The sequence below is a fragment of the Mesorhizobium sp. CU3 genome, from assembly GCF_006442965.1.
Classification (GTDB): domain Bacteria; phylum Pseudomonadota; class Alphaproteobacteria; order Rhizobiales; family Rhizobiaceae; genus Mesorhizobium.
This window is the reverse complement of record NZ_VFWX01000003.1, coordinates 177674-200100: the sequence shown is the minus strand read 5'-3', so window position 1 is coordinate 200100 and position 22427 is coordinate 177674. Positions and strand designations below refer to the sequence as shown.

The following is a 22427-nucleotide window of genomic DNA, read 5'->3' as shown; positions in this document are numbered from 1 at the left end:
TATCAGCAGCCGACCCATTCAGTTCGGCCTGCGCTGGCTCGACGTTTCCGGAAAGCGAGGGATCGGTCGCCGCCTTCAACTTCAACGCAGTAACGAGATGTTTTATGTGGCGACGCCGGCGCTTGAACTCGGCGCCGACATTCCAATCAGCGACAAGGCCAGTTTTTGCGCCTATGACAAGGCAGGCGTCGAGTTCTCGACCAAGCAATGGGAAATCGAGGGACGGTCAGAGGCGGCCGAGAACCTGCCAGGTGCACCGGCTTTGCACTTGACGGAAGCAATAGCTTCGCCGCTCTATCGCGTCGTTGCCGAATTTGGACTTAACGGAGTTGATGGCGTCCACCTCTCGGTTAAAATTTTGCACCGTCGAGGAAACGGTCGAGCAGAACGCGGTGGGCGCATCTCTCAAGGTCGACTTCCAATCAGCCTGATATGGTGGCCGGGACGGTGTAGGGCGCGAAAGTGCTGACGCGCTAAGCGTTTTGACCGAAAGACTTATCCTTCCGCGAAATAAACCTCGAACGAGGTTGGGCGCGTTGGGTGTCTTGGAGCCAGAGGACGCGCCATCCCGAATCCTGGAACTCCCAAGAGAGCTGGCTGCTGCGATAGCGCTGCGAAGCAGGAAACGCCCGCCGAAGCGACGTCATGCAATTCCAACTCGATCAGTTCGTTACGCGGACGTTATAGAAACGACGGTCATGCGCATTTGTTCGGACCGAGTTCGCCGGAGCGGATCAATGCAAGATGCAGTACGCGGCCTGGTTGCCGATCCAATACCGCACTGGCTGCGTCGCAAGGCAGATGTCTTCAGGTCGACGTATTTCTCGCTAGGCCGGCCGTCCGATGCAAAACGCGAAACAGGCCGGTCGAGACAGAAGCGACCCTCCTGGAACAATACGCCCGGCCGCGGGTTCGGTTCTATCAGCCCCGTAACACCCAGGAGACGCATATGCCTCGGAAAGCTACCCCGGCCGACGCCAAGACGACTGCCAAAATCCACGATCAGGAACTCGTTCGCGGCAATGGCGGGGAACTGCACCAGGTGGCTGAAGCCGGTTCCGAGGTGTTGACGACAGCGCTGGGCGCGCCGGTCTCGGATGACCACAATACATTGAAGGCCGGCGAACGCGGCCCGACGCTGATCGAGGATTTTCATTTCCGCGAAAAGATGTTCCATTTCGATCATGAGCGCATTCCCGAGCGCGTGGTTCATGCCCGCGGCTACGGGGCGCATGGATATTTCGAGACCTACGAGTCGCTCGCGAAATACACCAAGGCCGACATCTTTCAGCGGCCCGGCGAGAAGACGCCGGCCTTCGTGCGTTTTTCGACGGTCGCCGGCAGCAAGGGGTCATCCGATTTGGCCCGCGACGTTCGCGGCTTCGCCGTCAAGCTTTACACGACGGAAGGCAACTGGGACCTCGTCGGCAACAACATCCCTGTGTTCTTCATTCAAGATGCGATCAGGTTTCCGGACATGGTCCATGCTGTGAAGGAGGAGCCGGACCGGGCTTTTCCGCAAGCGCAGTCCGCCCACGACAACTTCTGGGACTTTATTTCCCTCACGCCGGAATCAATGCACATGATCATGTGGGTCATGTCCGATCGCGCAATCCCGCGCTCCTTCCGTTTCATGCAAGGGTTCGGCGTCCATACCTTTCGCCTCGTCAACGCGGACGACGAGTCGACTTTCGTCAAGTTCATCTGGAAGCCGAAGCTCGGCATGCAGTCGGTGGTCTGGAACGAAGCGGTGAAGATCAATGGCGCCGATCCTGATTTCCATCGCCGTGACCTGTGGAACGCCATCCAGTCCGGTGACTTCCCGGAGTGGGAGTTGTGCGTGCAGCTCTTCGATCAGGATTTCGCCGACAGTTTCGATTTCGACATCCTCGATGCGACCAAGCTCATTCCTGAGGAGATCATCGAACCCATCCCTGTCGGGCGGCTGGTTCTCGACCGCATGCCGGAAAACTTCTTCGCCGAGACCGAGCAAGTCGCGTTCATGACGCAGAACGTGCCGCCGGGCATCGACTTCTCAAACGATCCGTTGCTGCAGGGGCGCAACTTTTCTTATCTGGACACACAGCTGAAACGTCTCGGCAGCCCCAACTTCACGCATCTTCCGATCAATGCGCCGAAATGTCCCTTCCACCATTTCCAGCAGGACGGGCACATGGCGATGCGCAATCCGGCCGGCCGCGCCAACTACGAGCCGAACTCCTGGGGCGAGGGGCCGCGTGAATCGCCCAAGCGCGGCTTCCGCTCATTTGCAGACGCCGAGGAAGGCCAGAAGGTCAGGCTGCGCGCCGAAAGTTTTGCCGACCACTACAGCCAGGCGCGGCAGTTTTTCCGCAGCCAGACCGAGCCGGAGCAACGCCACATCGCCATGGCGCTTACGTTCGAACTGAGCAAGGTCGAAACGCCGGTCATCCGCGAACGCATGGTCGCCCACCTTCTCAACATCGACGAAACGCTGGCGAGCAAGGTTGCGGACAAGCTTGGCATCAGGAAGATGCCGAAGCCGGCCGATGCGGCCGTGGCGCCGCGCGACGACCTCGAACCCTCGCCGGCGCTCAGCATCATCAACAACGGCCCGGACAGCTTCAAGGGCCGCAAGATCGGCGTGCTGGTCAGCGACGGCGCGGACGCGGGCCTGCTAAAGGCGATACAAAAGGCCGCGAAGGCGGAAGGGGCGACAGTAGAGATCGTGGCTATGCGTGTCGGTGGCGCCGAAGCCGCCGACGGCAGCTGGATCGAAGCCAAGCATATGGTCGACGGCGGACCTTCCGTCCTGTTTGACGCGGTGGTGCTGCTCGTCTCCGAGCAAGGCGCCGAGCTGCTCGCCAAGGACGCGGCCGCCAGGGATTTCGTGTCCGACGCTTTCGCTCATCTGAAGTTCATCGGCTTCGTCGAAGGTGCAAAGCCGCTGCTGGCGATCGCCGGTGTCGCGCCCGATGCGGATGAGGGGCTTATAGGGCTCACCGCGGATCGCTCGGCTCGGACCTTTTTAGAGACCTGCCGCAAGCTGCGGGTGTGGGCAAGAGAGAGCGCTGTGAAGCTCTGACCATCGCGCAAGGTCCCGGCGCGGATCGGCGCGCCGGGGTACAAGGAACTCATTCCCCGCAGGGCTGGCCATTAGATAGGTAAACCTCGGCTCGACCTCCATCGTGCCTCCATCGTTTCGCGCTCCCAGCGCGCGCCGGCCGCGGCGCTCATAATCTTTGCGAAGGCCGAAGCCGATAAACCTGCCTGTTGGCGAGGTGGCGGTGAAAAGTCGAACGGCTTGTATTGCCGGTCGGCGATGTGGCGGGCGAGAATGCCTTCCTCGGTCGGCGTGATCAGCTCCGGCTCGTAATGAAATCATTCGGGCAGTTAGCCGGAAGCAGCAAATGAATCGCCTTAGCAAGCCGGCGTGACAGGTCTTGATCTTGTCGAGGTCGGAACCGGTGCCCGACGATGGAATGGAACCGGCAGGCGGTAAAGCGGCTTATGATGGCAACGGGGAGTTTTCATGCCGCGCAAGCTGGACCTCAGAAGCGGGACGCCTGTCTGGTCCGCATATCGTTCGCCGTCGGTGCCCACCGGCCGGCTTACTCGGGACATCAAAACCGATGTGCTGGTCGTCGGCATGGGCATAAGCGGTGCGATGATGGCCGAGGCGCTGACGAGGAATGGACTTTCTGTTGTGTGCATCGACCGCCGAGGACCACTGAAAGGCTCGACTGCCGCGACAACGGCACTGGTGCAATTCGAAATTGACCAGCCGCTGATCAAGTTGTCCAGGATGCTCGGTGTCGAGGCCGCCCGACAGGCATGGCGGCGTTCACGTCTTGCGCTCGTCAATTTGCAAGGCAGGATCGCCGAACTCGACATCCGATGTCGAGCGGCAAGCAGCCCGTCGCTCTATCTGGCAGGTACTGTGCTCGGCGCGTCGGATTTGCGCATGGAGGCCGAGGCGCGCAAGCATGCCGGGATCGGCGCATCCTATCTGCCGCGCGAAATGCTCCGGGCCGAATTCGGGATCGATCGTGCTGGCGCCATTCTGAGCCAAGACAATTTGGCGCTCGATCCGCGAAAGCTGACTTCTGGCTTGCTCCTCCAAGCCTTGCAGCGCAAGGCACGTTGCTACGCTCCAGCGGAGGCGAGGGCGATCGAAGACGATCGCTCAGGGGTGACGGTCGCGACGAGTCAAGGCCCGGCGATCCGCGCGCGCCATCTCGTCCTGACGACAGGCTACGAACTTCTTGATTGCGTGCCTGCGCAGGCCCATAGCATTATCTCGACCTGGGCGATCGCGACGCCGCCTCAACCGCGGAAAATCTGGCCGCGCGCCGCCATGGTCTGGGAGGCTTCCGACCCGTATCTCTATTTTCGCACGACGGCGGATGGTAGGGTGATCTGCGGCGGCGAAGACGAAGACTTCACCGACGAGCAAAAGCGAAATGCCCTGATATCGAGAAAGGCAACCGTCCTGGCGAAGAAGCTGGTGCAAGTCTTTCCCAAGATAGACGCGGCCGTGGAATTTGCCTGGACTGGGTCCTTCGGCTCGACGGCGACCGGGCTTCCTATCATCGGCACTTTGCCTCAGCACCCACGCGTCCATGCGGTGATGGGCTATGGCGGTAACGGTATCACCTTTTCGCAGATAGCGTCGGAGCTTGTTTCGACTTCGATCGCCGGCAAGGAGGATGCGGACGCGGCCTTGTTCGCGTTCAAAGTATGATTGAATATCCGTCCTTGAGACTCGCGGCTCAGTTTACTCGATCTGCTCGAAGGTGCATTGGCGTGGTGCCTTTTCGGGCCGCCAGCGCACGAGCCTCGTTCCGTGCCGGAAGCGCTCGCCAGTGACTTGGTCAAAACGCACTTCGACGACAAGTTCCGGCTTCAACGGTTGCCAGTGGCCGCTGCGCGCGGTGCTGCAGCGGCTTGGCCGCCTGGCGCCTTGCCGGTGGAAGCCGGATCCGCCACGCGGCCGTTCGAGCTTGTCCGTCAGCGCCGCGCTTGGGATTGGCGACAGTCGAGGTGAAGCCGACATGGCTGAGCAAGCCGCGATCGTCACAGACCCCGACCAGCAGCGAACCGACCTGCCGTTTGCCGTTCAGGTAGCGGAAGCCGCCGACCACGCAATCGCAGGCGTTTCACCTTGACCAGCGCCCGTTCGCGTGGCCTGTAGGACCGTCGAGCCGTTTGGCAACTACACCGTCCCTGCACCGCGGCGCGCCGGTCTTTATCAGTTGTGCTAGCCGGGCCTGCACCCTGTTGCTGCGGCTCGGGCTTCGACTATGCGGCCGTTGCAGCGTGAAGGGTATGAAGCATCTCGGGCTTTAGATGTGTGTAGCGTCGCAGCATCTTCCAATCCTTATGACCTGTGACCAAAGCTACCTGCTCGATTGTGAAACCAGCTTCGAACAAGCGGCTGGTGCCTTCATGACGCAAATCATGAAAATGAAGGTCGTTGATATCCAGCTCGGCGCACCCACGACGAAAGGCGGTGCCAACCGACCGATGATTGAACGGGAAAATTCGATCATCGTCATTGCTTCGCTTTGCGCGCTGCTCCTCGACGATGGTCCATGCATCGTATCCAGTTGCTGCGAACAGCGGTATGCGCTGATTGTTGCCTTTCTTGTTGCGAGGATCTTTCCTGTCGCGGATGAGCAGCATGCGCGTGCGACTGTCCACGTCGGACCAGCGCGCCGTGCAGATTTCCTCCTGTCGCATCGCTGTGGCAACGGCGAAACGTATGATGCGGCCAACCGGCGCTAACTGAAGCGGGTTCGAATCGAAGTGAGCGATCAGCTTGTCGAGTTCGTCCTGGGTGGGTCGCCTGTCGCGCTCACATCCCTTGCCGACAAGGCCGAGGTGCTTGAGTGCGATACGCGCAAGATCGACTGGTTCGACCTTTACCGGTAGACCATGGACGGCCGCGGCATGACATAGGACAAGTTTTATAAAGCCGATGTCTATTCCGAGCGTCATGGGGCCAGCACCTTGCGCGGCTCGCTCACGACCGAACCGAATAAGCCGCTCGCGATCGAGCGCCGCGATGTTGCACTTGCCGAGATGTCTTTTCAGCATAGCGAGGGCCGCGGACTTGGAGCGGCGAGGGGACTTGCCTACATCGCACATGTCGTCGATATGAAGGTCGATGAGTTCGCCGAACGTCTTGAGGCGCGCTATGCGGGATTTGGTCGGCGTCTCGCCGCGATCGACTTGGCGTTCAGTTTCGGTCGCCCAGCGGCGTGCGTCGTCTCTTCGCAGAAAGGTCTCGCTGACGTAGCGACCTTTGCGACGGACTTGTACACGCCAGGAACCGGATGAGAGCTTTGTGTAGGTGGCCATTTTTTCGTGTGCGCTCCGTGTGCACTGAGAGATCGAAACGTGGCGAAAAGGGTCGTATTCTGGCGTAAATTCGGGTGGGTGCGGCAGGTGCTAAGAATTTGATGTTAAAGAAAAAATGCTGAAAAATCAAGAGCATAGAGTGGCCGTGGCCCCGATGATGGACTGGACGGACCGGCATTGCCGGTTCTTCCACCGTCAGCTGACGCGCCGCGCGCTGCTTTATACCGAGATGGTGGTGGCCGACGCGGTCATTCATGGCGCGCGCGAACGGCTGCTCGGTTTCGACGATGCGGAGCATCCGGTGGCGCTGCAGCTCGGCGGATCGGATCCGGCAAAGCTTGCCGAGGCGGCGCGGGTCGGCGAGGCCTTCGGCTATGACGAGATCAACTTGAATGTCGGCTGCCCGTCCGACCGGGTGCAGTCGGGCACGTTCGGCGCCTGCCTGATGAAGACGCCGGTCCTTGTTGCAGATTGCGTGGCGGCGATGAAGGCGGCGGTGAAAATCCCCGTCACGGTGAAATGCCGCATCGGCGTCGACGATCAGGATCCCGAGCCTGCCCTCGATACGCTGGCCGACGGCGTGTTCGCGGCCGGCGCCGATGCGCTCTGGGTGCATGCGCGAAAGGCCTGGCTGGAGGGGCTGAGCCCGAAGGAGAACCGCGAGATCCCGCCACTCGACTATCCGCGCGTCTATCGGCTGAAGGCGAAAAAGCCGAACGAATTCATCGGCATCAATGGCGGCATTCAATCTCTCGAAGAAGCCTTGGCGCATCTTGGCCATGTCGACGGGGCCATGCTTGGCCGTGCCGCCTATCATACGCCTGGCATCCTCGCCGGCGTCGATGCCGCCTTCTATGGCGATGCGCCCGGCGCCTTCGACTATGCGGCGCTGGTCGACGCCATGGCCGATTATGCTGCGCGCCACATCGAGAAGGGCGGGCGGCTCGGCCATGTTACCCGCCATATGGTCGGGCTGTTTCACGGACAGCCCGGTGCGCGCCGCTTCCGGCAGATCCTGTCCACCGAAGCCAACAAGCCGGGCGCCGGGCCGGATGTGCTGCGGACCGCATTCGCGGCGATCGATTTCGCGGCGGCCGAGCCCGAGGCGGCCTGACTTTTCCGATCAGTCCCGCAGGGTCATGCGGTCGCCGCGCACGTCGAACCCCGACAGCGAGCTGATGAAATTCATCCCGAGCAGGCTTTGTTCCAGCATGCCGGGCGCCGCCACCATCACCATCATGTTCTTGCGGGTGATGCCGCCGATCGCAACCTCGTCGGTCCTGACGGTGGCCGCCCGCGCCATGCCATTGGCGGTCGAGACGTCCACATTGTAGCTCAGCGCCGCGGGATTGAAGCCGGCCGCCTGCGCATCCTCGGAGGTCAGCACCGTGCTGGTCGCGCCGGTGTCGACGACGGCTCGAACCGGCGTGCCGTTGACCAGGATGCGGGCTTCGAAATGGCCGTTGCCGGCCTTGTCGAGCGTCACCGTCGGGCGGCCGTTCTCCACGCCCAGCGCCAGCGGGCTTCCGGGAACGAGGCCCGCCGTCACGCGGTGAGCCACATCCTGCAATTCGTAGCGATACTGGTAGCCGGCGATCAGCGCCAGGACGAGGGCCGCCCAGACACCGAGATTGCGCGCCATGTCGCCCAGCGGACGGCCGGAGCGAAGCAGGCTGGCGCCGATCACCGTGACCAGCACGACGACCCAGATCAAATGGCCGAAATTATCGTTGTTCATGCCGAATGTGCGGCCGGCGGAATTGTTGAGCATGAGCAGCACCACACCGATGCCGATCGCCGCCATCACGATCCAGAACAAACGACTCAACGCCAAACCTCTATCTCAAACGGCCGGTATCTCAGACAGCGCCGCGTTCGCGCGTCATGCGGGTGCGGCGGGTTTCGCGGCGCGGGCGCCGCTCGACCGTTTCCAGCCGCGCCGGCAATTCCGCCATCACCGCGCGGCGCGTATCCGGCGCCATCGTGAGCCAGGCCGAAATCTCGTCGCGCGTGCGGCCGCAGCCGAAGCAGAAGCCGGTCTTCATGTCGATCGAACAGACCAGGATGCAGGGGGATTCGATGGCGGTCATACGGTTCTCTTGCCTTTCCTCCACATGGTGCAACCGCCGGAGCAATGCAAGCCCTCCGCAATGCGCCGCCGGCCAACGCATTCGCGGCATGTCCAGGCGGTTGTGCCGGTCCAAGAAGGCGGCTATGCCGCTGGCGACCCCGCAACGAGCCGCGATCGACATAATGCCCGCAACGCCTTTCGACGATTTCCGCAGCCTTCTGGCGGCGCTGCCGCCGGCCGATGAGGCGGCCGAGTCCAAAGTACGCATGCTGTTCGCCAGGGCCGACAAGCCAAAGGCCTCGCTGGGGCGGATCGAGGATGTCGCGGCCTGGCTCGCCGCTTGGAGCGGGCGGGCGCCGCCGGCGATCAACCGGCCGCTGGTGGCGATCTTTGCCGGCAATCACGGCGCCGTCCGGCACGGCATCTCGCCAAGGCCGGTGGCGGCGACCGCCAATGTGGTCGAGCTCTGCGCCGCCGGAGGCGCCGCCATCAACCAGGTCTGCATAGCCAACGATCTCGGCCTTAAGGTCTTCGACCTTGCCTTGGATATCCCGACCGGCGACATCGCCGAGGAAGCGGCGTTCGACCAGCGCGGCTGCGTCGCGACCATGGCCTTCGGCATGGAGGCCGTCGCCGGCGGCGCCGACCTTTTGTGCCTTGGTGATCTGGGCGTCGGCAATTCGACCATCGCCGCCGCCTTGTGCGCGGCATTGTTCGGCGGCCAAGGCGCCGACTGGGTCGGACCGGGATCCGGCGCCGATGACGCGATGATCGCGCTCAAGGCCGATGTGGTCGACCGGGCGCTGGCGTTTCATGGTTCCAGCCTTGGCGATCCGCTGGAGGCCCTGCGCCGTGTCGGCGGACGCGAATTCGCGGCGATCTGCGGCGCAATCCTTGCCGCCCGCATGCAGAAGATCCCGGTGCTGCTCGACGGGTTCGCGGCGACCGCCGCGGCGGCCGTGTTGCACAAAGCCAATCCCGTGGCGCTCGACCATTGCCTGCTTGCCAGCCTGTCACCCGAGCCCGGCCATGCCAAGGCGGCTGGGCTGCTGGGGCTGCGGCCGCTGCTCGATCTTGGCATCAGTCACGAGGAAGGGGTGGGCGCGGCTCTCGCTGCGGGCATTGTCAAGGCAGCGGCGCTGACGAGCTCCGGCATGGCTGCAGCCATACGTCGTTAGCGCCGCCGCGCGGCGACTGTTTTGGTTGGCAGCGCCGGCAATTCCTCCATCACTCGGCTGAGCGGGAAGATGGCGATCGCCTCGGTGCCTTCGCGCAGCTTGGAGTGAAGCTCGAACTCGCCGCCATGCATGGCGAGCAGGCCCTGCACGATGGGCAGGCCAAGGCCGGTGCCCTGTTCGGCGCTCTTGATGGCGATCGAGCCCTGGCCGAAGGCCGAAAGCACCACCGGGATTTCTTCATCCGGGATGCCCGGGCCATTGTCCTTGACCGATATGTACTGGCCGCCGCCTGCCGTCCAGCCGACGCGCACGCGCACCTCGCCGCCGGACGGCGTGAACTTGATCGCGTTGGACATGAGGTTGAGCGTGATCTGGCGCACTGCGCGCTCGTCGGCGAACAGGCGGGGCAGGGTCTCCTCGAACTCTTGCACAACCCGGATGTCCTTGTTGCGGGCGCGCAGCTCCATCATGTGGCAGCAGTCCTCGACGATCATCACCAGAACCACCGGCTCCTCGTTGAGCTGGTAGCGGCCGGCCTCGATGCGCGACAGATCGAGGATCTCGTTGATCAGGTCGAGCAGATGCTGGCCGGATTCGTGCACATCATGGGCATAGTCGCGGTAGGTCGGATTGTTCATCGGCCCGAGCACCTCATTGGCCATCACTTCGGAGAAGCCGAGAATGGCATTGAGCGGTGTCCTGAGCTCATGGCTCATCGAGGCGAGAAAGCGCGATTTCGCCAGGTTGGCGTCCTCGGCGCGCCGCCTGGCTTCGTCCGACATCGATTTCGCCGTTTCCACCTCGGCAATCAGCGCGTCCTTTTCCGAGCGGAAGGAGAGAAGCATCAGCGAGGATTGATTGAGGTGGCGAGCGATATAGCCGAAGAAGGGAAGCGCGACGATAAGGAGCGCCGCCATGGTGACCTCGATCGGCGTCCAAAGACGCACAACGACATAGACGTAGACGGCCACGGGAATGGCGAAGGTGGCAAACAGGGCTCCGCCCAGCGAGGACGCCATCACGGCGGTCGTCGCCATGGCGATCAGCAGCACCATGGCTTTGCCGACATGGAACTGGTCGACCTGGCACGTGGCGCAGCCGATCCAGGCGAACCACGCCCAGGCGAGGCCACACAGGAAGTGGCCAATCAGGAAATCGCGTCGCGTCTGCACCGGGTCGAGCTCGGAAGCTTCCGTCTTTTCGACGCGACGCGCCATGAAGGTGACGACCGTGTAGCAAAGCAGCGTGACCAGCGCCCAGATGGTGATTTGGCTGTCCAGTCCAACCAGACGGCCAAGACCGCCGACGGCGAGCACGAGCAGCGGGATGGCGGTCGCGCTCACCACCATGGCACGCGCATGCAGCTTCAGGAGATCACGGTCGAAATCGAGGCTGCCGGCCTGCTGCGAAAGGCGGTCGCGCGTCTTGCGTACCGCGCGCGCCACATCGCTGTTGCGGTGCGGTTTTCGGCGGTCCACAATGAATTTATCCGCTGTGTTCGAGCGTAGCAAAGGCATACAAACATCAATTTCTGCGCGCAGCGATTTCCAGTTCGTTAAGCTACGTTCGAATGATTAAGAGACTGTTTGCCATATGAGCCGCTCCTGGCAGCGAGGACCGCGCCGGCGCACCGCGGCAAGCGCGCCGCGAAGCATGGGGCGCAAGCTGCTCGACTGTTGTCTGGCCGTGCTTATCCTCGGATTGCTTATCCTGGTGGCCGCTCGTATCGACCGCTTCGAGACGCGCAAAGAGCAGGGTGTTCCAATCGTCAATGACGGTGATTCGATCACGTTGGGGACCGAGCGCATCCGCATGCGCGGCATCGACGCGCCGGAATATCTGCAGGTCTGCCAGAAGGACGGCGCCGATTATGCCTGTGGCAAGCTGGCGCGGCAGTCGCTGGTCAAGCTGATCGCCAACCGGCCGGTGTCGTGCAGCGGCTGGCAACACGACCGCTATGGCCGGCTGCTCGGCTATTGCAAGGCAGGCGACACCGACCTCAACCGCGCCCAGGTGGAGGCTGGATGGGCCGTCGCTTTTGGCGATTTCGAAATCGAGGAAGCCGGCGCGAAAGCAGCCAAGGCGGGCATCTGGGCCGGCACGTTCGATGCGCCGCAGGATTGGCGCGACAGTCATCACGGCGCTCCGGTCGAGCGCAGGCACGGCATGCTGGCTTCGGTCGGCGACGCGCTGAGCGAATTTTTTCGCTTCCGGTGACGGATGCGCCCTATGATCCGGAAAGAAATCAGGAGGATCGTATGAAACTGTTCGACGGCGGCCGCGCGCCCAACCCTCGGCGTGTGCGCGTCTTCCTTGCTGAAAAGGGCCTGACGGTGCCGCTGGTGCCGGTCGACATGGGTGCGCTGCAACATCGCGAGCAAGCCGTTGCCTCGCGCAACCCGCTACGGCGCCTGCCGGTGCTTGAGCTGGATGACGGCACGATCATCACCGAATCGATCGCCATCTGCCGCTATTTCGACGAACTGCACCCCGAGCCGGCTCTGTTCGGCAAGGGCGCACTCGGCAAGGCCAAGGTCGAGATGTGGCAGCGGCGCATGGAACTGAACCTGATGGGCTCTGTCGCAGCCGCCTTCCGCCATATCCACCCGGCAATGAAGGAATGGGAGGTGCCGCAGATCCCCGAATGGGGCGAGGCCAACAAGCCGAAGGTGATCGAATTCCTGCATATTCTCGATCATGAGCTGGCGGATCGGGAATTCGCTGCCGGCGACGACTATTCGGTCGCCGACATCACCGGCATGATCGCCATCGATTTCATGAAGCCGGCCCGCATAAAAGTGCCGGAAGAGTGCGCCAACGTGCTGCGTTGGTTTGCGGCGCTGAGCAGCCGGCCGAGCGCTGGTGCCTGAGGCCTCGCGATTTGAATAGTCTGACTGCCGCAAGCGACGCGCTGGAGCGTCTCACAGCACAGGTACGGGCTTGCCGTATCTGCGTCGAGCATCCGCTCGGTCGGCCCTTGCCGCACGAGCCGCGTCCGGTGCTGCTGCCGTCCTCGGCCGCGCGGATCCTGCTGGCCGGCCAGGCACCGGGCACCAAGGTCCACTTGTCCGGCATGCCGTTCACCGATGCGTCCGGCGATCGCTTGAGAAGCTGGCTCGGCGTTAGCAGCGAAGAATTCTACGACACGCAAAAGTTCTCCATCGTGCCGATGGGGTTCTGCTTTCCCGGCCAGGACGCCAAGGGCGCAGACCTGCCGCCGCGCCGCGAATGCGCACCGGCCTGGCGTGCGCAATTGATGGCGCTCATGCCGCAAATCGATCTGGTGCTGACCATCGGCGGCTACGCCCAGGCCTGGCATATGGGCACGACGCGAGCGGCATCCTTGACGGACACTGTCAGAAACTGGCGTGCGATCTGGGATGCGTCGGCCGGCCCGAAAGTGCTGCCCTTGCCGCATCCGTCCTGGCGCAACACCGGCTGGCTGAAGAAGAATCCCTGGTTTGAAATGGATTTGCTGCCCTTCCTGAGAGCGGAAATCCGCTATCGCATCCATTAGTGATCTCGCAAGATATCACTCGCTTTTGCCGCCTTTGGCAGAATTTCTTTCTTGTGAAAGCTAAAAATCTCATGGATTATAGCCAAACTATTCCCCTGGAGCCTCCCCATGGACCGCCTCGACAGAAAAATTCTCCGCCTCCTGCAGGAGGACGCCACGCTTGCGGTGGCCGACGTTGCCAAGAAAGTCGGCCTGTCGACGACGCCATGCTGGCGGCGCATCCAGAAGCTGGAGGAAGAGGGCGTCATCAAGCGGCGTGTTGCCATCCTCGACCATGAGAAGGTCAATGTGCGCGTCACCGTGTTCGTGTCGATCCGCACCAACTCGCACAGCCATGAATGGCTGCGCCGCTTCTCCGAAGTCATCCAGGAATTTCCCGAGGTGGTCGAGTTCTACCGCATGAGCGGCGACGTCGATTACCTGTTGCGCGTCGTGGTGCCCGACATCGCGGCTTACGATGCCTTCTACAAGCGGCTGATCGCCAAGATCGAGATCCGCGACGTGTCGTCGTCCTTCGCCATGGAGCAGATCAAATACACGACCGAGATCCCGCTCGACTACATGGTGCTGGACAAGGAGTCGGGTGCGAACGCCGCGTGAGCGGCGCGCTTTTAAAGCGCGTCGCGTCGAAACGAATTCAAGCAACGCGCTTTAGATTTTTGTTTGATGCATGTCGTTGCCGCAAAACCGCTGCGCACTTTTGCGCGACATGCATTAGTTCTTCTTTTTGTTGAGGAAACTCCACGGCGAGTTGACCGGCAGCGTGACCGTATCCGGCACGGTATCGACGCTCGCCACCTCGGCCTTGCGTACCGTGTAGCCCGACTGGACGATCGAGACGCCGTCGAGGATGAAGAGCTGGCTCTTCTCCATGCCAGGCTGCAGCGTGCCGGTCACCGCGACCGGTTCGTAGGCCTCTTTCATCTTGTAGGGATGCGCCGGCGTGACGAGCACGATCTGATTTGGCGGCGGCGTCGGCATGTGGCTGCAGGCGCCGGTCCAGGGCACCAGCAGGAACTGGTAGACGAGGTCGCCGTCCCGGTCGACCGGTAATGCATAGCCGGCTAATTGTATCGTCTTGTCCTGCAGGTTGAGCGACAACGTCTCGCCGTGATCGGGCAGCTTTGCCGCGATCATCGGCAGATTGGCGTCCTCGGCGATCGCTTGCGTTGCAGGGCGCAGGTCCTTCCAGAAGATGTGCGCGACGTCGGCCGCGGCATCGGCTCTAGTGGCGGCAACGAGGAGCGCGACCGCCAGCGCCGCGCTTGATTTGAAACGCTTGCTCATGGCCGCTCCATCCTCCGCCAGTCCGTTTTCGGAATCGAGTAAAAGCGTCGTGACCGATCCGGGCTCACTGTTCAAGCCGCATCACATGGCGGCGCGTACCGGCTGTGCCAATCTCATGAAAACCCCGCGCCACGAACATGTCGCGAAAACCCATGAAGCGATAGCTCGGCGCGGCCGCGTCGACGGGATAGGCCTCGACGACGCGTGCGCCCTTGGCGAAGGCATGCGTGATCGCGGCATCGAGCAGGGAAGAAGCCAGGCCGCCGCCGCGCAAGCTTCTCGGAACGTAGAAACAGACGATCGACCAGACATCTTTCTCGCCGTTGTCCTGCTCTTTCCAAAGCCGGCGATAGGTGTCGCGCGGCGCGACCGAGCACCAGCCGACCGTCTCGCCCCCGAGCTCCGCGACGATGCCGACCGGCGTGCGGCCATCGATCCGCGCCAGCATCATGCGCTTCTTTTCGCCGTTCTGCATGTGCTCGCGACTTGAGTGGCGCCAGGCCATGCACCAGCAGTATTTCGGCGCGCCTGGCTGTTCGAAAAGATCTTCGAAACGACCCCGCGTTTCCCGCGTCACCTCGATGAAGCGGATACCCGCCAGGTCAGGCTTCTTTGGCGATGAGCCTTTCGAGCTGTTTGGCATCCGTTAGTTCCTTCACCGCATCCTTGCCGATCCAGCGTGCCGTCTTGTCGGACGATGCCGCAAGCTTTTCAGCCAGCGCCAGGGCAGGGGCGTGCAGCGCCATTGAACGCTTGCCGATCTGCCGCAGCGCCCAGTTCACCGCCTTGCGGACGAAGTTGCGCGGATCGCCGGCATGTTTCTCGATCAGCGGCAGATAGGAAAGGAAGGTCGCGTCCGGCTCTTTCTTGAGATGCACCGCGCCCCAGGCCAGCATGGCGAAGGCGGTGCGGCGGACGAATTCGCGCTCGTCCGCGGCGAATTCGTCGATCAGCTCTCGCCAGAACGGCGTCTCGACAAACAGGTCGGAAACCGTGTCGACGATCTCCCAGCTGTCAAAATCCGTGGCCCAGCGCCGGCATTGGGCGAGGTCGACCTTCTTAGGCTCGCCGGTGAAGGCCGCGATCAGCCGCGCCTCGCGAATGCCGCTGTCCCAGAGAAGCAGCGACCGCTCGTGGTGTTTCTTCAATTTGCGCGCCAGCGGCCGCAATTCGGAATTGCCGATGCCGAGCGCGGTCGCGGTGTTGATGCCGAAGCGCGCCATGCCGGCGCGGTTTTCCTCCGTCCCGATCGAGCGCAGATATGCGACGATATCGTCGGTGCTCCAGCTCGGATCGGGCGCAGCCATCGCGCGGCCTATTTTTCGAGACGGGCGAGCAGCGAGGACGTGTCCCAGCGCCGGCCGCCCATCGCCTGCACATCTTTGTAGAATTGGTCGACAAGTGCGGTCACCGGCAGCCTGGCGCCGTTGCGGTTGGCCTCGGCCAGGCAGATGCCGAGATCCTTGCGCATCCAGTCGACAGCGAAGCCGAAATCATATTTGCCGGCATTCATCGTCTTGTGGCGGTTTTCCATCTGCCAGGAACCGGCAGCGCCCTTGGAGATCACCTCGATGACCTTCTCGATGTCGAGCCCGGCCTTCTTGCCGAAATGGATGCCTTCGGCCAGCCCCTGGACGAGGCCGGCAATGGCGATCTGGTTGATCATCTTGGTCAACTGGCCGGCGCCCGCCGGCCCCATCAGTCCGACCATGCGGGCGAAGGCGTCGATGACGGGCTTCGCCTTGTGGAAGGCAGCCTCATCGCCGCCGACCATGACGGTCAGCACGCCGTTCTCGGCGCCGGCCTGGCCGCCCGAAACCGGCGCGTCGAGGAAGGAGAAACCTGCCTTGCGCGCGGCCTCGTCGAGCTCGCGCGCGACCTCGGCCGAGGCGGTGGTGTTGTCGATGAAGATGGCGCCCTTCTTCATCGCGGCGAAAGCGCCGTTGGCGCCGGTCGTCACCGAGCGCAGATCGTCGTCATTGCCGACGCAGGAGAAGACGAAATCCTTGCCCTCGGCGGCCTCCGCCGGCGTCGGCGCCAGCCTGCCGCCATGTTGGGCGACCCATTGCTCGGCCTTGGCCGTGCTGCGGTTATAGACGGTGACGTCGTGGCCGCCCTTGTTCTTGAGGTGCCCGGCCATCGGGTAACCCATCACGCCCAGACCGAGAAATGCCACCGATGCCATAGACCTGCCTTCCAACAAAACAGAGATTTCAGTCGCGGAAGGTCTAGGCCATGGGAAAAATTCGTCAAGGCGCGCAGGGCCGCATCGACTGGTGCAGGCCGGCGCTCTATCGGTGAAGGTGCACGGTGATCCGGCGCTCGATCCACTCGACGCCGTGGCGCAGGATCTCGACCATCACCAGATAGACGATCGCGACCCAGATATAGGCCTGGATGTCGAAGGATTTCGCATAGGCGAGCTTTGCATTGCCCATCAGGTCGTAGACGGTGATGATGGCGACGATGGCGGAAGCCTTGATCATCAGGATCAGCTCGTTGCCATAGGGTCTGAGCGCAACGATGATCGCCTGCGGCAGGATGATCTTGCGCAGCGTCTGCAGCCTGTGCAGGCCGAGCGAGGCCGCACCTTCCCATTGGCCGCGCGGAACGCTTTCGATGGCGCCGCGCAGGATCTCGGCCTGGTACGCCGCGGTGTTGAGCGAGAAGGCGAAGACGCCGCAATAAAAGGCTTCGCGGAAGAACCACCAGAGCCCGACTGATTCGAGTTGTGGCCGGAAAGAGCCGACGCCGTAATAGACGAGATAGGTCTGCACGAGCAGCGGCGTGCCGCGGAAGAAATAGACGTAGCAATAGGCAAGCCCGGACAGGATCCGGTTCCTCGACATGCGGCCATAGGCGACCGGCAGCGAGAAGATCGCTCCAAGCACCATCGAGATGGACACCAGCGACAGGGTCGTTCCCAGGCCCTGCAGATAGGCCGGCGCGTAGCGGGCGAAGAATTCGGGATTCCAGGCGTAGATGAGATAGGCGACGATGCCGAGACCGAAGAGGATCCAGACGCCGACCAGCGCGTAGCCAACGATGCGGGCGCGCGGCCAACCGCGCGCCAAAGGGGGCGGCTTGTCGACGATGGCTTGGCTGATGCTCATCGTGCCGCCCTCCGCCCAAGATGACGCAGGATGTAGCCGCTGGCGATCGAAGACAGGATGGCCAGAGCCAGGAAGATCAGCGCCGCGACGCTGTAGAACAGGAAGGCATGCTTGGTGACGCGTGCCGCCACCCCTGATTGGCGCAGCGTCTCGGCGAGGTTGACGACCGAAACCAGCGAAGTGTCCTTGAGCAGGCTCAGCCAGCAGTTCTCGAGGCCGGGGAACGCGATGCGGATCAACTGCGGCAGGATGATCAGCCGCATCGTCTGCCATTTCGCCAAGCCGACGGCGTAGCCGCCCTCATACTGGCCTTTGGGAATGGCGCGGAACGCCGAGAGAAAGACCTCGCTGGCATAGGAGGAAAAGATCAGCGACAGCACGATCATGCCGGCGATGAAGCTGTTGACGTCGATCGTGGCGTCTGGGTTGAAGAGCCGCACGACATATTGCAGCAGCAGCGGCATGCCGAAGAAGAACAGGAACAGCGTCACCAGTTCCGGCAGGCCGCGAAAGACGGTGGTGTAGATGTTGGCCGCTAGCCTGAGCGACGGCTCTTCGTGCTGCTTGGCGAAGGCGACGAAAAAGCCGATCACCAGGCCGATCGGCAATGTGGCGAGCGCCAGTAGAACGGTGACCAGCACGCCAGACGCAATGTCGTCACTCCAGCCGTCCGGTCCCCAGCTCAGAAGTGTCCAAATGCTTTGGGCCGGCATTGACGGGTCGTGTCTCCGTGGCGATCCCGGAAGGAGAAAGGGGCGGCGAGGTGTGCCTCACCGCCCTGGCTAACTTGTCAGGATTCGGCGCCGTAGACGTCGAACTTGAAGTACTTGTCGTTGATTTCCTTGTATTTTCCGTTCTTGCGGATGGCGTCGATCGCGGCGTTCAGCTTGTTGACCAGATCGGTCTCGCCCTTGCGCACAGCGATGCCGGCGCCCGGCCCGAAGATCTCGACAGGCTGCGGCGAGGGCTGGCCGAGGATCTTGCAGCAGGCGCCATCGGGCGAGTCCAGCCATTGCTGCAGCACGACGATGTCGTCCTCGATGGCGTCGAGGCGTCCATTGGCCAAGTCAGCCTGTTCCTCCGGGCTGCTCGGATAGCCCTTGATGGTGCTGTCGGTATAGGTCTTCGAGGCATAGTTGAAATGGGTGGTGGTGGTGGCGACGCCGATGTTTTTGCCGGCGAGGTCTTCCTTGGTCACGCCCTTGAGCGGCGAATCTTTAGGCACGGCGATCGCCGAGGGGGTGTTGTAGTATTTGTGGGTGAAATCGACCTTTTCCTGGCGCTCGGGCGTGATCGACATCGAGGCGACGATGGCGTCGAACTTGCCGGCCTGAAGTGCGGGGATAATGCCGTCCCAGTCCTGCGCGACGAAGGTGCACTTCACCTTCATCTCGTCGCAGAGCGCCTTGGCGATATCGATGTCGAAGCCGACCAGCTGGCCGTCCGAGGTCAGGTTGTTGAAGGGCGGGTACGCGCCTTCGGTGCCGATCCTCAGGGTCTTTTCCTGAGCCTGGGCAACGCCAAGTGTCAGCAGCGCGGCCGAAGCGGCGAGCGCGATACGCAGTGCAATACGCATGATGATCCTCTCATAGTGTCATGGCCGCTGTCCCGTGCGGCTCTTGTGGGCGGAGCTTCTTGACCGCCCGCTGGGGCGGATACTCCCACTCTTTGCGAGAAAAAAGCAACTGCAAATCAACGGCAAACGACAATCGCCGTGTGCCGCAGCGTTACTTGGTTTTACCGGCGAGACCCGTGATGTGCTCGATGAAGTCGGCGATGGACTTGGTGTCGTCGAGATCGAAGACCGGCAATGTCTCGCCTTGGATTGCGTGGTCGGCGGCGACCGCGACGATGTTGGGATCGTTGGCCGAAAGCGGCGCGCGATCCTTGGCTTCCAGTCGCCTTGCCTCGATCTTCTCGTGGGTCTCGCGCTTGTAGCCCTCGACCAGCACGATGTCGGAAGGCGCCAGCCTAGCCAGGATGTCGTCCAGCTTCGGCTCGTCTTCGTTGCGCAATTCATGCATCAAGGCCCAGCGCCGGCCGGAGACGATTGCCACCTCCGTCGCGCCGGCCTCGCGATGGCGAAAGCTATCGGCGCCGGGCTTGTCGATATCGAAATCATGATGCGCGTGCTTGACGGTCGAGACCGTCCAGCCGCGCGCCACCAGCTCGGTGACCAGCTTCTCGGTCAGGGTCGTCTTGCCGGAATTCTTCCAGCCGGTGATGCCGAATACGCGTCTCATGGCGGCAGGCTTTGCAACAGACGCTCAGCCACCGCAAGGTCGTCCGGCGTGTTGACGTTGAAGAACGGGTCGATACGCTCGCCTGCGGCCTCGATCATGGGAAAATCGACGGCGACGAAGCCGTGCCGCTCCATGAAGGCGGACACCTTGCGGTTGTCCTCGTCGACCAGGAAACGGCCCAGGGTATCGCGCAGGCCGAGCGGCCAGAGCGCGAAGGTCGGGTGCCACCGGCCGCTGCAACTGGCGACCGCGATCGCATCCGGTTGTTGTCGCGCCGCCTGAGCCAGGCGCTCGACGAGATCGTCCGGAAAGAAGGGCGTGTCGCCCGCAGCGCTTGCCAGCCAGCCGCAGCCGGTTTGTGTCGCGGCCCACTCGAGGCCGGTAAGGATGCCGGCGAGCGGCCCGGCATAACCGGGAACCGTATCGGCTGTTATCGGCAAATCGAGCCCGGCAAAGCGGGTTGGGTCGCCATTGGCGTTGATCGCCAGCGCGGCCACCTGCGGCTGCAGGCGCTTGGCGACATGATCGATCAGCCTGCTCTTTCCAAGCGAAAGCAAAGGCTTGTCGCCGCCGCCCATGCGCCGCGACAGGCCGCCCGCCAGGATGATGCCGGCAACGCCTTGTTCCATAGCGCTTATATGCCGTCCGGCGCCATGTCGGGTCCAGCGCTTTCGGCGGCCGGTTGTTGCCGGCCGACGATGCGCTCGCGGTAGAGCGCGTAAAGGCCGGAGCCGATGATGATCGAGGCGCCGGCGATCATCGGCAGGTCCGGGACGTCGCCGAAGATGACGAGGCCAAGCAGGATCGACCACAAAAGCGCGGTATATCGGAACGGCGCGATGAAGGAGATGTCGCCCGAGCGCATTGCCTTGATGATGAACTGATAGCCGACCAGCACCAGCACGGCCGCCAGCGCCAGCAGCGCGGTTTCCTGTCCAGACATCGGTGTCCAGCCGCCCATCGGCGCCAAAAGCAGCGCGCCGAGAATGGTCATGGCGAGCGCCGTCGCCGTCGACACCAGCATGGTCGGAATCGCCTGCGGAATGCGCTTGGTGGCGAGGTCGCGCACCGCGCAGCAGACGACGCTGGTCAGCGCCAGCAGCGAATAGACGCTGAAGCCTTCGAAGCCCGGCCGCACGATGATCAGCACGCCGGCGAAGCCGATGGCGATGGCGAGCCAGCGCCGCCAGCCGACGCCTTCGCCGAAGAACAGCGCCGCGCCCATCGTCACCGCCAGCGGCAGTGCCTGCAAGACGGCCGAGACATTGGCGATCGGCAGATGTGCCAGCGCGATCAGGAACGACACGGTGGCGCCGGCTTCGCCGGCCACCCGCATTGCCACCATCGGCTGCAGCATTGCCGCCGGATTGGCGAGCGCACCGCGCTGCCAGGCTAGCAGACCGACGAAGAGCGAGGCGAAGGCGCCGCGCACCAGCATGACCTGCGCCATGTTCATGGATTCGGAAGAGAATTTCGTGATCGCGTCGTTCAAGGTGAAGCCGACCATGGCCACGATCATGAACAGCGCGCCGCGCAGATTTGGCGAAAGAGGCAAAGGCGTTTCCAGTTATAGCTTTGCACCAAGCCTCTAACAGCGGATGGAAAAACAGCAACGCTAAAGAAATGGGCCACGGAATTTCCGCGGCCCGATATAGGTCGACAAACTTTCGAATGCTTATTTCTTCGGTGTGAGCGTCTCTGTGCCGTTGCCGTTCTGGCCGGCGATCGTCCACAGACCGTGCAGCGAGCCGTCTTCCTCGATCTTGTAGACGACGAGACCGATTTCCTTGCCCATCGCGTAGCCGGCCGAAAAGGCATTGTCGTTGCGCATGCAGATGCCGTCGGAGGTCGAGCCGCCGGTTTCCCAATGGATCGTGCAGGTCGTGTCGCTGGTCAGGGTGATGGTGGCCTCGCCGCCATATTTCGAGCCATCGAAATTGGTGCCGGCGACGGTGTAGGTGCCGCCGATCGACTGGGCAGCCGCAGGCAGCGAAGCAAGTCCAAGCATTGCGAGTGAAAGAATGATTTTGCGCATGTGTACTCCCCCTTGAGCGAAAACCGCGGTCGGAGGCTAGGCCGGAACGGGGCGCCGGTAAATCGGACGCGGGCTTGCGCAAGAGGTTTATTTGCAGTGTGGCGCGACTGCCTCAAGGTTCGCGCAGGCTTTTGGCGATGGCGCCGACCAGCGGGTCGTATTTCGCCTTGAGCGAGGCGGGATATTCGATGAAGACGGTCCGGATGACCTCGTCCTTGCCGAACAGGCGGCGCTCGTAGAAAATCTTGCCGTTCTTGGTGCCGGAGAGCACCGCCCAGTTCTTGCCCGTCTTGCTGTAGGTCACCTTGTAGCCCGGTTCGGTGCTCGCCTTTTCCCCTTCGACAAAGCTCTGCGGCGTTTCGTCGTCGACATTGTTGATGCCGGAGCAGGTCAGTTCGGCGCCGTCGGCGCTGAGCCATTGTCGGCCATCGCCATTTGTCGGTTCGGGCAAGGGGTCGTTGAATATTTCGTCGGGGAAAGTGCAGGACTGGCCGAACCGCTCATTTATATAGGTGAACGGCCTTGCGAGCGCGGTTGTCGTTGCGATTGCCGACAAGCACAGGATCGCCGCCCACGACCGGCCGATGCGATGGAAACGGTGCATAGTACCCCCTGGTCGCTGACCAGAGGCGATCATGCAC

25 protein-coding genes and 1 pseudogene are annotated in these 22427 nt (G+C 62.6%); 9 read left to right on the top strand and 17 right to left on the bottom strand.

Annotated elements, in window-relative coordinates; all coding sequences use genetic code 11:
* Window positions 1-97: 97 nt before the first annotated feature.
* The 3 genes from FJ988_RS07105 to FJ988_RS07095 all read left to right on the top strand — a co-directional run bounded on the left by FJ988_RS07105 (window position 98) and on the right by FJ988_RS07095 (window position 4723).
* Complete coding sequence (locus tag FJ988_RS07105) at window positions 98-469, top strand: hypothetical protein (protein WP_140816033.1); 372 nt, start codon at window positions 98-100, stop codon at window positions 467-469.
* 480 nt (window positions 470-949) lie between these two features.
* Entirely contained in the window at window positions 950-3064 is a 2115-nt protein-coding gene (locus FJ988_RS07100) for a catalase (protein ID WP_140816032.1), read from the top strand.
* 447 nt (window positions 3065-3511) lie between these two features.
* The gene (locus FJ988_RS07095; RefSeq protein ID WP_140816031.1) at window positions 3512-4723 is read left to right on the top strand and encodes an FAD-binding oxidoreductase; all 1212 of its coding nucleotides are present in this window, start codon (window positions 3512-3514) and stop codon (window positions 4721-4723) included.
* 33 nt (window positions 4724-4756) lie between these two features.
* Here the strand turns inward: FJ988_RS07095 and FJ988_RS31125 are convergent.
* Both FJ988_RS31125 and FJ988_RS07085 read right to left on the bottom strand, forming a co-directional pair.
* A pseudogene (locus tag FJ988_RS31125) lies at window positions 4757-5204 on the bottom strand (ATP-dependent DNA ligase); the annotation flags it as partial.
* A 76-nt stretch (window positions 5205-5280) separates the two neighbouring features.
* Window positions 5281-6342, bottom strand: coding sequence for a site-specific integrase (locus tag FJ988_RS07085; protein ID WP_140816030.1), 1062 nt, complete (start codon window positions 6340-6342; stop codon window positions 5281-5283).
* 115 nt (window positions 6343-6457) lie between these two features.
* On the opposite strand from FJ988_RS07085, the gene dusA reads away from it, so the two are divergent.
* The gene (gene dusA, locus FJ988_RS07080) at window positions 6458-7456 is read left to right on the top strand and encodes a tRNA dihydrouridine(20/20a) synthase DusA (RefSeq protein ID WP_140816029.1); all 999 of its coding nucleotides are present in this window, start codon (window positions 6458-6460) and stop codon (window positions 7454-7456) included.
* 9 nt (window positions 7457-7465) lie between these two features.
* On the opposite strand, the gene FJ988_RS07075 is transcribed toward dusA, so the two are convergent.
* Both FJ988_RS07075 and FJ988_RS07070 read right to left on the bottom strand, forming a co-directional pair.
* Window positions 7466-8170: a TIGR02281 family clan AA aspartic protease gene (locus tag FJ988_RS07075; protein ID WP_140816028.1), complete on the bottom strand. Its 705-nt coding sequence runs from the start codon at window positions 8168-8170 to the stop codon at window positions 7466-7468.
* A 31-nt stretch (window positions 8171-8201) separates the two neighbouring features.
* On the bottom strand, window positions 8202-8432 hold the full coding sequence (locus FJ988_RS07070) for a DUF1289 domain-containing protein (RefSeq protein ID WP_140816027.1): 231 nt from the start codon (window positions 8430-8432) through the stop codon (window positions 8202-8204).
* Window positions 8433-8556: 124 nt separating this feature from the next.
* On the opposite strand from FJ988_RS07070, the gene FJ988_RS07065 reads away from it, so the two are divergent.
* Complete coding sequence (locus FJ988_RS07065; protein ID WP_407067723.1) at window positions 8557-9591, top strand: nicotinate-nucleotide--dimethylbenzimidazole phosphoribosyltransferase; 1035 nt, start codon at window positions 8557-8559, stop codon at window positions 9589-9591.
* On the opposite strand, the gene FJ988_RS07060 is transcribed toward FJ988_RS07065, so the two are convergent.
* Window positions 9588-11108 (bottom strand): HAMP domain-containing sensor histidine kinase, encoded by a 1521-nt coding sequence (locus FJ988_RS07060; protein WP_140816026.1) that lies wholly within the window; start codon window positions 11106-11108, stop codon window positions 9588-9590. The two genes, FJ988_RS07065 and FJ988_RS07060, sit on opposite strands and share 4 nt — an antisense overlap.
* Before the next feature lie 76 nt (window positions 11109-11184).
* Here FJ988_RS07060 and FJ988_RS07055 point away from each other — a divergent pair, with 76 nt between their 5' ends.
* From FJ988_RS07055 to FJ988_RS07040, 4 genes are all read left to right on the top strand, one after another.
* Window positions 11185-11808 (top strand): thermonuclease family protein, encoded by a 624-nt coding sequence (locus FJ988_RS07055; RefSeq protein ID WP_140816025.1) that lies wholly within the window; start codon window positions 11185-11187, stop codon window positions 11806-11808.
* A 41-nt stretch (window positions 11809-11849) separates the two neighbouring features.
* The gene (locus tag FJ988_RS07050; protein ID WP_140816024.1) at window positions 11850-12461 is read left to right on the top strand and encodes a glutathione S-transferase; all 612 of its coding nucleotides are present in this window, start codon (window positions 11850-11852) and stop codon (window positions 12459-12461) included.
* Window positions 12458-13108, top strand: coding sequence for a uracil-DNA glycosylase family protein (locus FJ988_RS07045; RefSeq protein WP_140816163.1), 651 nt, complete (start codon window positions 12458-12460; stop codon window positions 13106-13108). Before FJ988_RS07050 ends, FJ988_RS07045 begins: the two co-directional genes overlap by 4 nt.
* A gap of 108 nt (window positions 13109-13216) precedes the next feature.
* Window positions 13217-13708, top strand: a complete 492-nt coding sequence (locus FJ988_RS07040) for an Lrp/AsnC family transcriptional regulator (RefSeq protein ID WP_006205209.1) — start codon at window positions 13217-13219, stop codon at window positions 13706-13708.
* Window positions 13709-13822: 114 nt separating this feature from the next.
* Here FJ988_RS07040 and FJ988_RS07035 read toward each other — a convergent pair whose 3' ends face one another.
* The 12 genes from FJ988_RS07035 to FJ988_RS06980 all read right to left on the bottom strand — a co-directional run bounded on the left by FJ988_RS07035 (window position 13823) and on the right by FJ988_RS06980 (window position 22390).
* A complete protein-coding gene (locus tag FJ988_RS07035) occupies window positions 13823-14395 on the bottom strand; it encodes a DUF3299 domain-containing protein (RefSeq protein WP_140816023.1) in 573 nt (190 codons plus the stop codon).
* A 64-nt stretch (window positions 14396-14459) separates the two neighbouring features.
* Window positions 14460-15038 carry a GNAT family N-acetyltransferase gene (locus FJ988_RS07030; RefSeq protein WP_140816022.1) on the bottom strand — a complete coding sequence of 193 codons (579 nt, stop codon included), beginning with the start codon at window positions 15036-15038 and terminating at the stop codon, window positions 14460-14462.
* Window positions 14998-15702: a DNA alkylation repair protein gene (locus FJ988_RS07025; RefSeq protein ID WP_140816021.1), complete on the bottom strand. Its 705-nt coding sequence runs from the start codon at window positions 15700-15702 to the stop codon at window positions 14998-15000. Before FJ988_RS07025 ends, FJ988_RS07030 begins: the two co-directional genes overlap by 41 nt.
* A gap of 8 nt (window positions 15703-15710) precedes the next feature.
* The gene (locus FJ988_RS07020; RefSeq protein WP_140816020.1) at window positions 15711-16580 is read right to left on the bottom strand and encodes an NAD(P)-dependent oxidoreductase; all 870 of its coding nucleotides are present in this window, start codon (window positions 16578-16580) and stop codon (window positions 15711-15713) included.
* A 106-nt stretch (window positions 16581-16686) separates the two neighbouring features.
* On the bottom strand, window positions 16687-17508 hold the full coding sequence (locus tag FJ988_RS07015; RefSeq protein ID WP_140816019.1) for an ABC transporter permease: 822 nt from the start codon (window positions 17506-17508) through the stop codon (window positions 16687-16689).
* The gene (locus tag FJ988_RS07010; protein ID WP_140816018.1) at window positions 17505-18221 is read right to left on the bottom strand and encodes an ABC transporter permease; all 717 of its coding nucleotides are present in this window, start codon (window positions 18219-18221) and stop codon (window positions 17505-17507) included. Before FJ988_RS07010 ends, FJ988_RS07015 begins: the two co-directional genes overlap by 4 nt.
* A 77-nt stretch (window positions 18222-18298) precedes the next feature.
* Window positions 18299-19084 (bottom strand): ABC transporter substrate-binding protein, encoded by a 786-nt coding sequence (locus FJ988_RS07005; protein WP_140816017.1) that lies wholly within the window; start codon window positions 19082-19084, stop codon window positions 18299-18301.
* 151 nt (window positions 19085-19235) lie between these two features.
* Window positions 19236-19751, bottom strand: a complete 516-nt coding sequence (gene mobB / locus FJ988_RS07000; RefSeq protein WP_140816016.1) for a molybdopterin-guanine dinucleotide biosynthesis protein B — start codon at window positions 19749-19751, stop codon at window positions 19236-19238.
* Entirely contained in the window at window positions 19748-20380 is a 633-nt protein-coding gene (gene mobA / locus FJ988_RS06995; protein ID WP_140816015.1) for a molybdenum cofactor guanylyltransferase MobA, read from the bottom strand. Before mobA ends, mobB begins: the two co-directional genes overlap by 4 nt.
* A 5-nt stretch (window positions 20381-20385) precedes the next feature.
* Entirely contained in the window at window positions 20386-21306 is a 921-nt protein-coding gene (locus tag FJ988_RS06990) for a DMT family transporter (protein ID WP_140816014.1), read from the bottom strand.
* 120 nt (window positions 21307-21426) lie between these two features.
* The gene (locus tag FJ988_RS06985) at window positions 21427-21786 is read right to left on the bottom strand and encodes a hypothetical protein (protein WP_140816013.1); all 360 of its coding nucleotides are present in this window, start codon (window positions 21784-21786) and stop codon (window positions 21427-21429) included.
* A 112-nt stretch (window positions 21787-21898) separates the two neighbouring features.
* Window positions 21899-22390 carry a hypothetical protein gene (locus FJ988_RS06980; protein ID WP_140816012.1) on the bottom strand — a complete coding sequence of 164 codons (492 nt, stop codon included), beginning with the start codon at window positions 22388-22390 and terminating at the stop codon, window positions 21899-21901.
* Window positions 22391-22427: the final 37 nt, after the last annotated feature.

Coding starts and splice junctions, on each gene's coding strand:
- FJ988_RS07105 (WP_140816033.1), top strand. CDS start 98: ATGTTTTATGTGGCGACGCCGGCGCTTGAACTCGGCGCCGACATTCCA.
- FJ988_RS07100 (WP_140816032.1), top strand. CDS start 950: ATGCCTCGGAAAGCTACCCCGGCCGACGCCAAGACGACTGCCAAAATC.
- FJ988_RS07095 (WP_140816031.1), top strand. CDS start 3,512: ATGCCGCGCAAGCTGGACCTCAGAAGCGGGACGCCTGTCTGGTCCGCA.
- FJ988_RS07085 (WP_140816030.1), bottom strand. CDS start 6,342: ATGGCCACCTACACAAAGCTCTCATCCGGTTCCTGGCGTGTACAAGTC.
- dusA (WP_140816029.1), top strand. CDS start 6,458: ATGCTGAAAAATCAAGAGCATAGAGTGGCCGTGGCCCCGATGATGGAC.
- FJ988_RS07070 (WP_140816027.1), bottom strand. CDS start 8,432: ATGACCGCCATCGAATCCCCCTGCATCCTGGTCTGTTCGATCGACATG.
- FJ988_RS07065 (WP_407067723.1), top strand. CDS start 8,557: ATGCCGCTGGCGACCCCGCAACGAGCCGCGATCGACATAATGCCCGCA.
- FJ988_RS07060 (WP_140816026.1), bottom strand. CDS start 11,108: ATGCCTTTGCTACGCTCGAACACAGCGGATAAATTCATTGTGGACCGC.
- FJ988_RS07055 (WP_140816025.1), top strand. CDS start 11,185: ATGAGCCGCTCCTGGCAGCGAGGACCGCGCCGGCGCACCGCGGCAAGC.
- FJ988_RS07050 (WP_140816024.1), top strand. CDS start 11,850: ATGAAACTGTTCGACGGCGGCCGCGCGCCCAACCCTCGGCGTGTGCGC.
- FJ988_RS07040 (WP_006205209.1), top strand. CDS start 13,217: ATGGACCGCCTCGACAGAAAAATTCTCCGCCTCCTGCAGGAGGACGCC.
- FJ988_RS07035 (WP_140816023.1), bottom strand. CDS start 14,395: ATGAGCAAGCGTTTCAAATCAAGCGCGGCGCTGGCGGTCGCGCTCCTC.
- FJ988_RS07030 (WP_140816022.1), bottom strand. CDS start 15,038: ATGCCAAACAGCTCGAAAGGCTCATCGCCAAAGAAGCCTGACCTGGCG.
- FJ988_RS07025 (WP_140816021.1), bottom strand. CDS start 15,702: ATGGCTGCGCCCGATCCGAGCTGGAGCACCGACGATATCGTCGCATAT.
- FJ988_RS07020 (WP_140816020.1), bottom strand. CDS start 16,580: ATGGCATCGGTGGCATTTCTCGGTCTGGGCGTGATGGGTTACCCGATG.
- FJ988_RS07015 (WP_140816019.1), bottom strand. CDS start 17,508: ATGAGCATCAGCCAAGCCATCGTCGACAAGCCGCCCCCTTTGGCGCGC.
- FJ988_RS07010 (WP_140816018.1), bottom strand. CDS start 18,221: ATGCCGGCCCAAAGCATTTGGACACTTCTGAGCTGGGGACCGGACGGC.
- FJ988_RS07005 (WP_140816017.1), bottom strand. CDS start 19,084: ATGCGTATTGCACTGCGTATCGCGCTCGCCGCTTCGGCCGCGCTGCTG.
- mobB (WP_140816016.1), bottom strand. CDS start 19,751: ATGAGACGCGTATTCGGCATCACCGGCTGGAAGAATTCCGGCAAGACG.
- mobA (WP_140816015.1), bottom strand. CDS start 20,380: ATGGAACAAGGCGTTGCCGGCATCATCCTGGCGGGCGGCCTGTCGCGG.
- FJ988_RS06985 (WP_140816013.1), bottom strand. CDS start 21,786: ATGCGCAAAATCATTCTTTCACTCGCAATGCTTGGACTTGCTTCGCTG.
- FJ988_RS06980 (WP_140816012.1), bottom strand. CDS start 22,390: ATGCACCGTTTCCATCGCATCGGCCGGTCGTGGGCGGCGATCCTGTGC.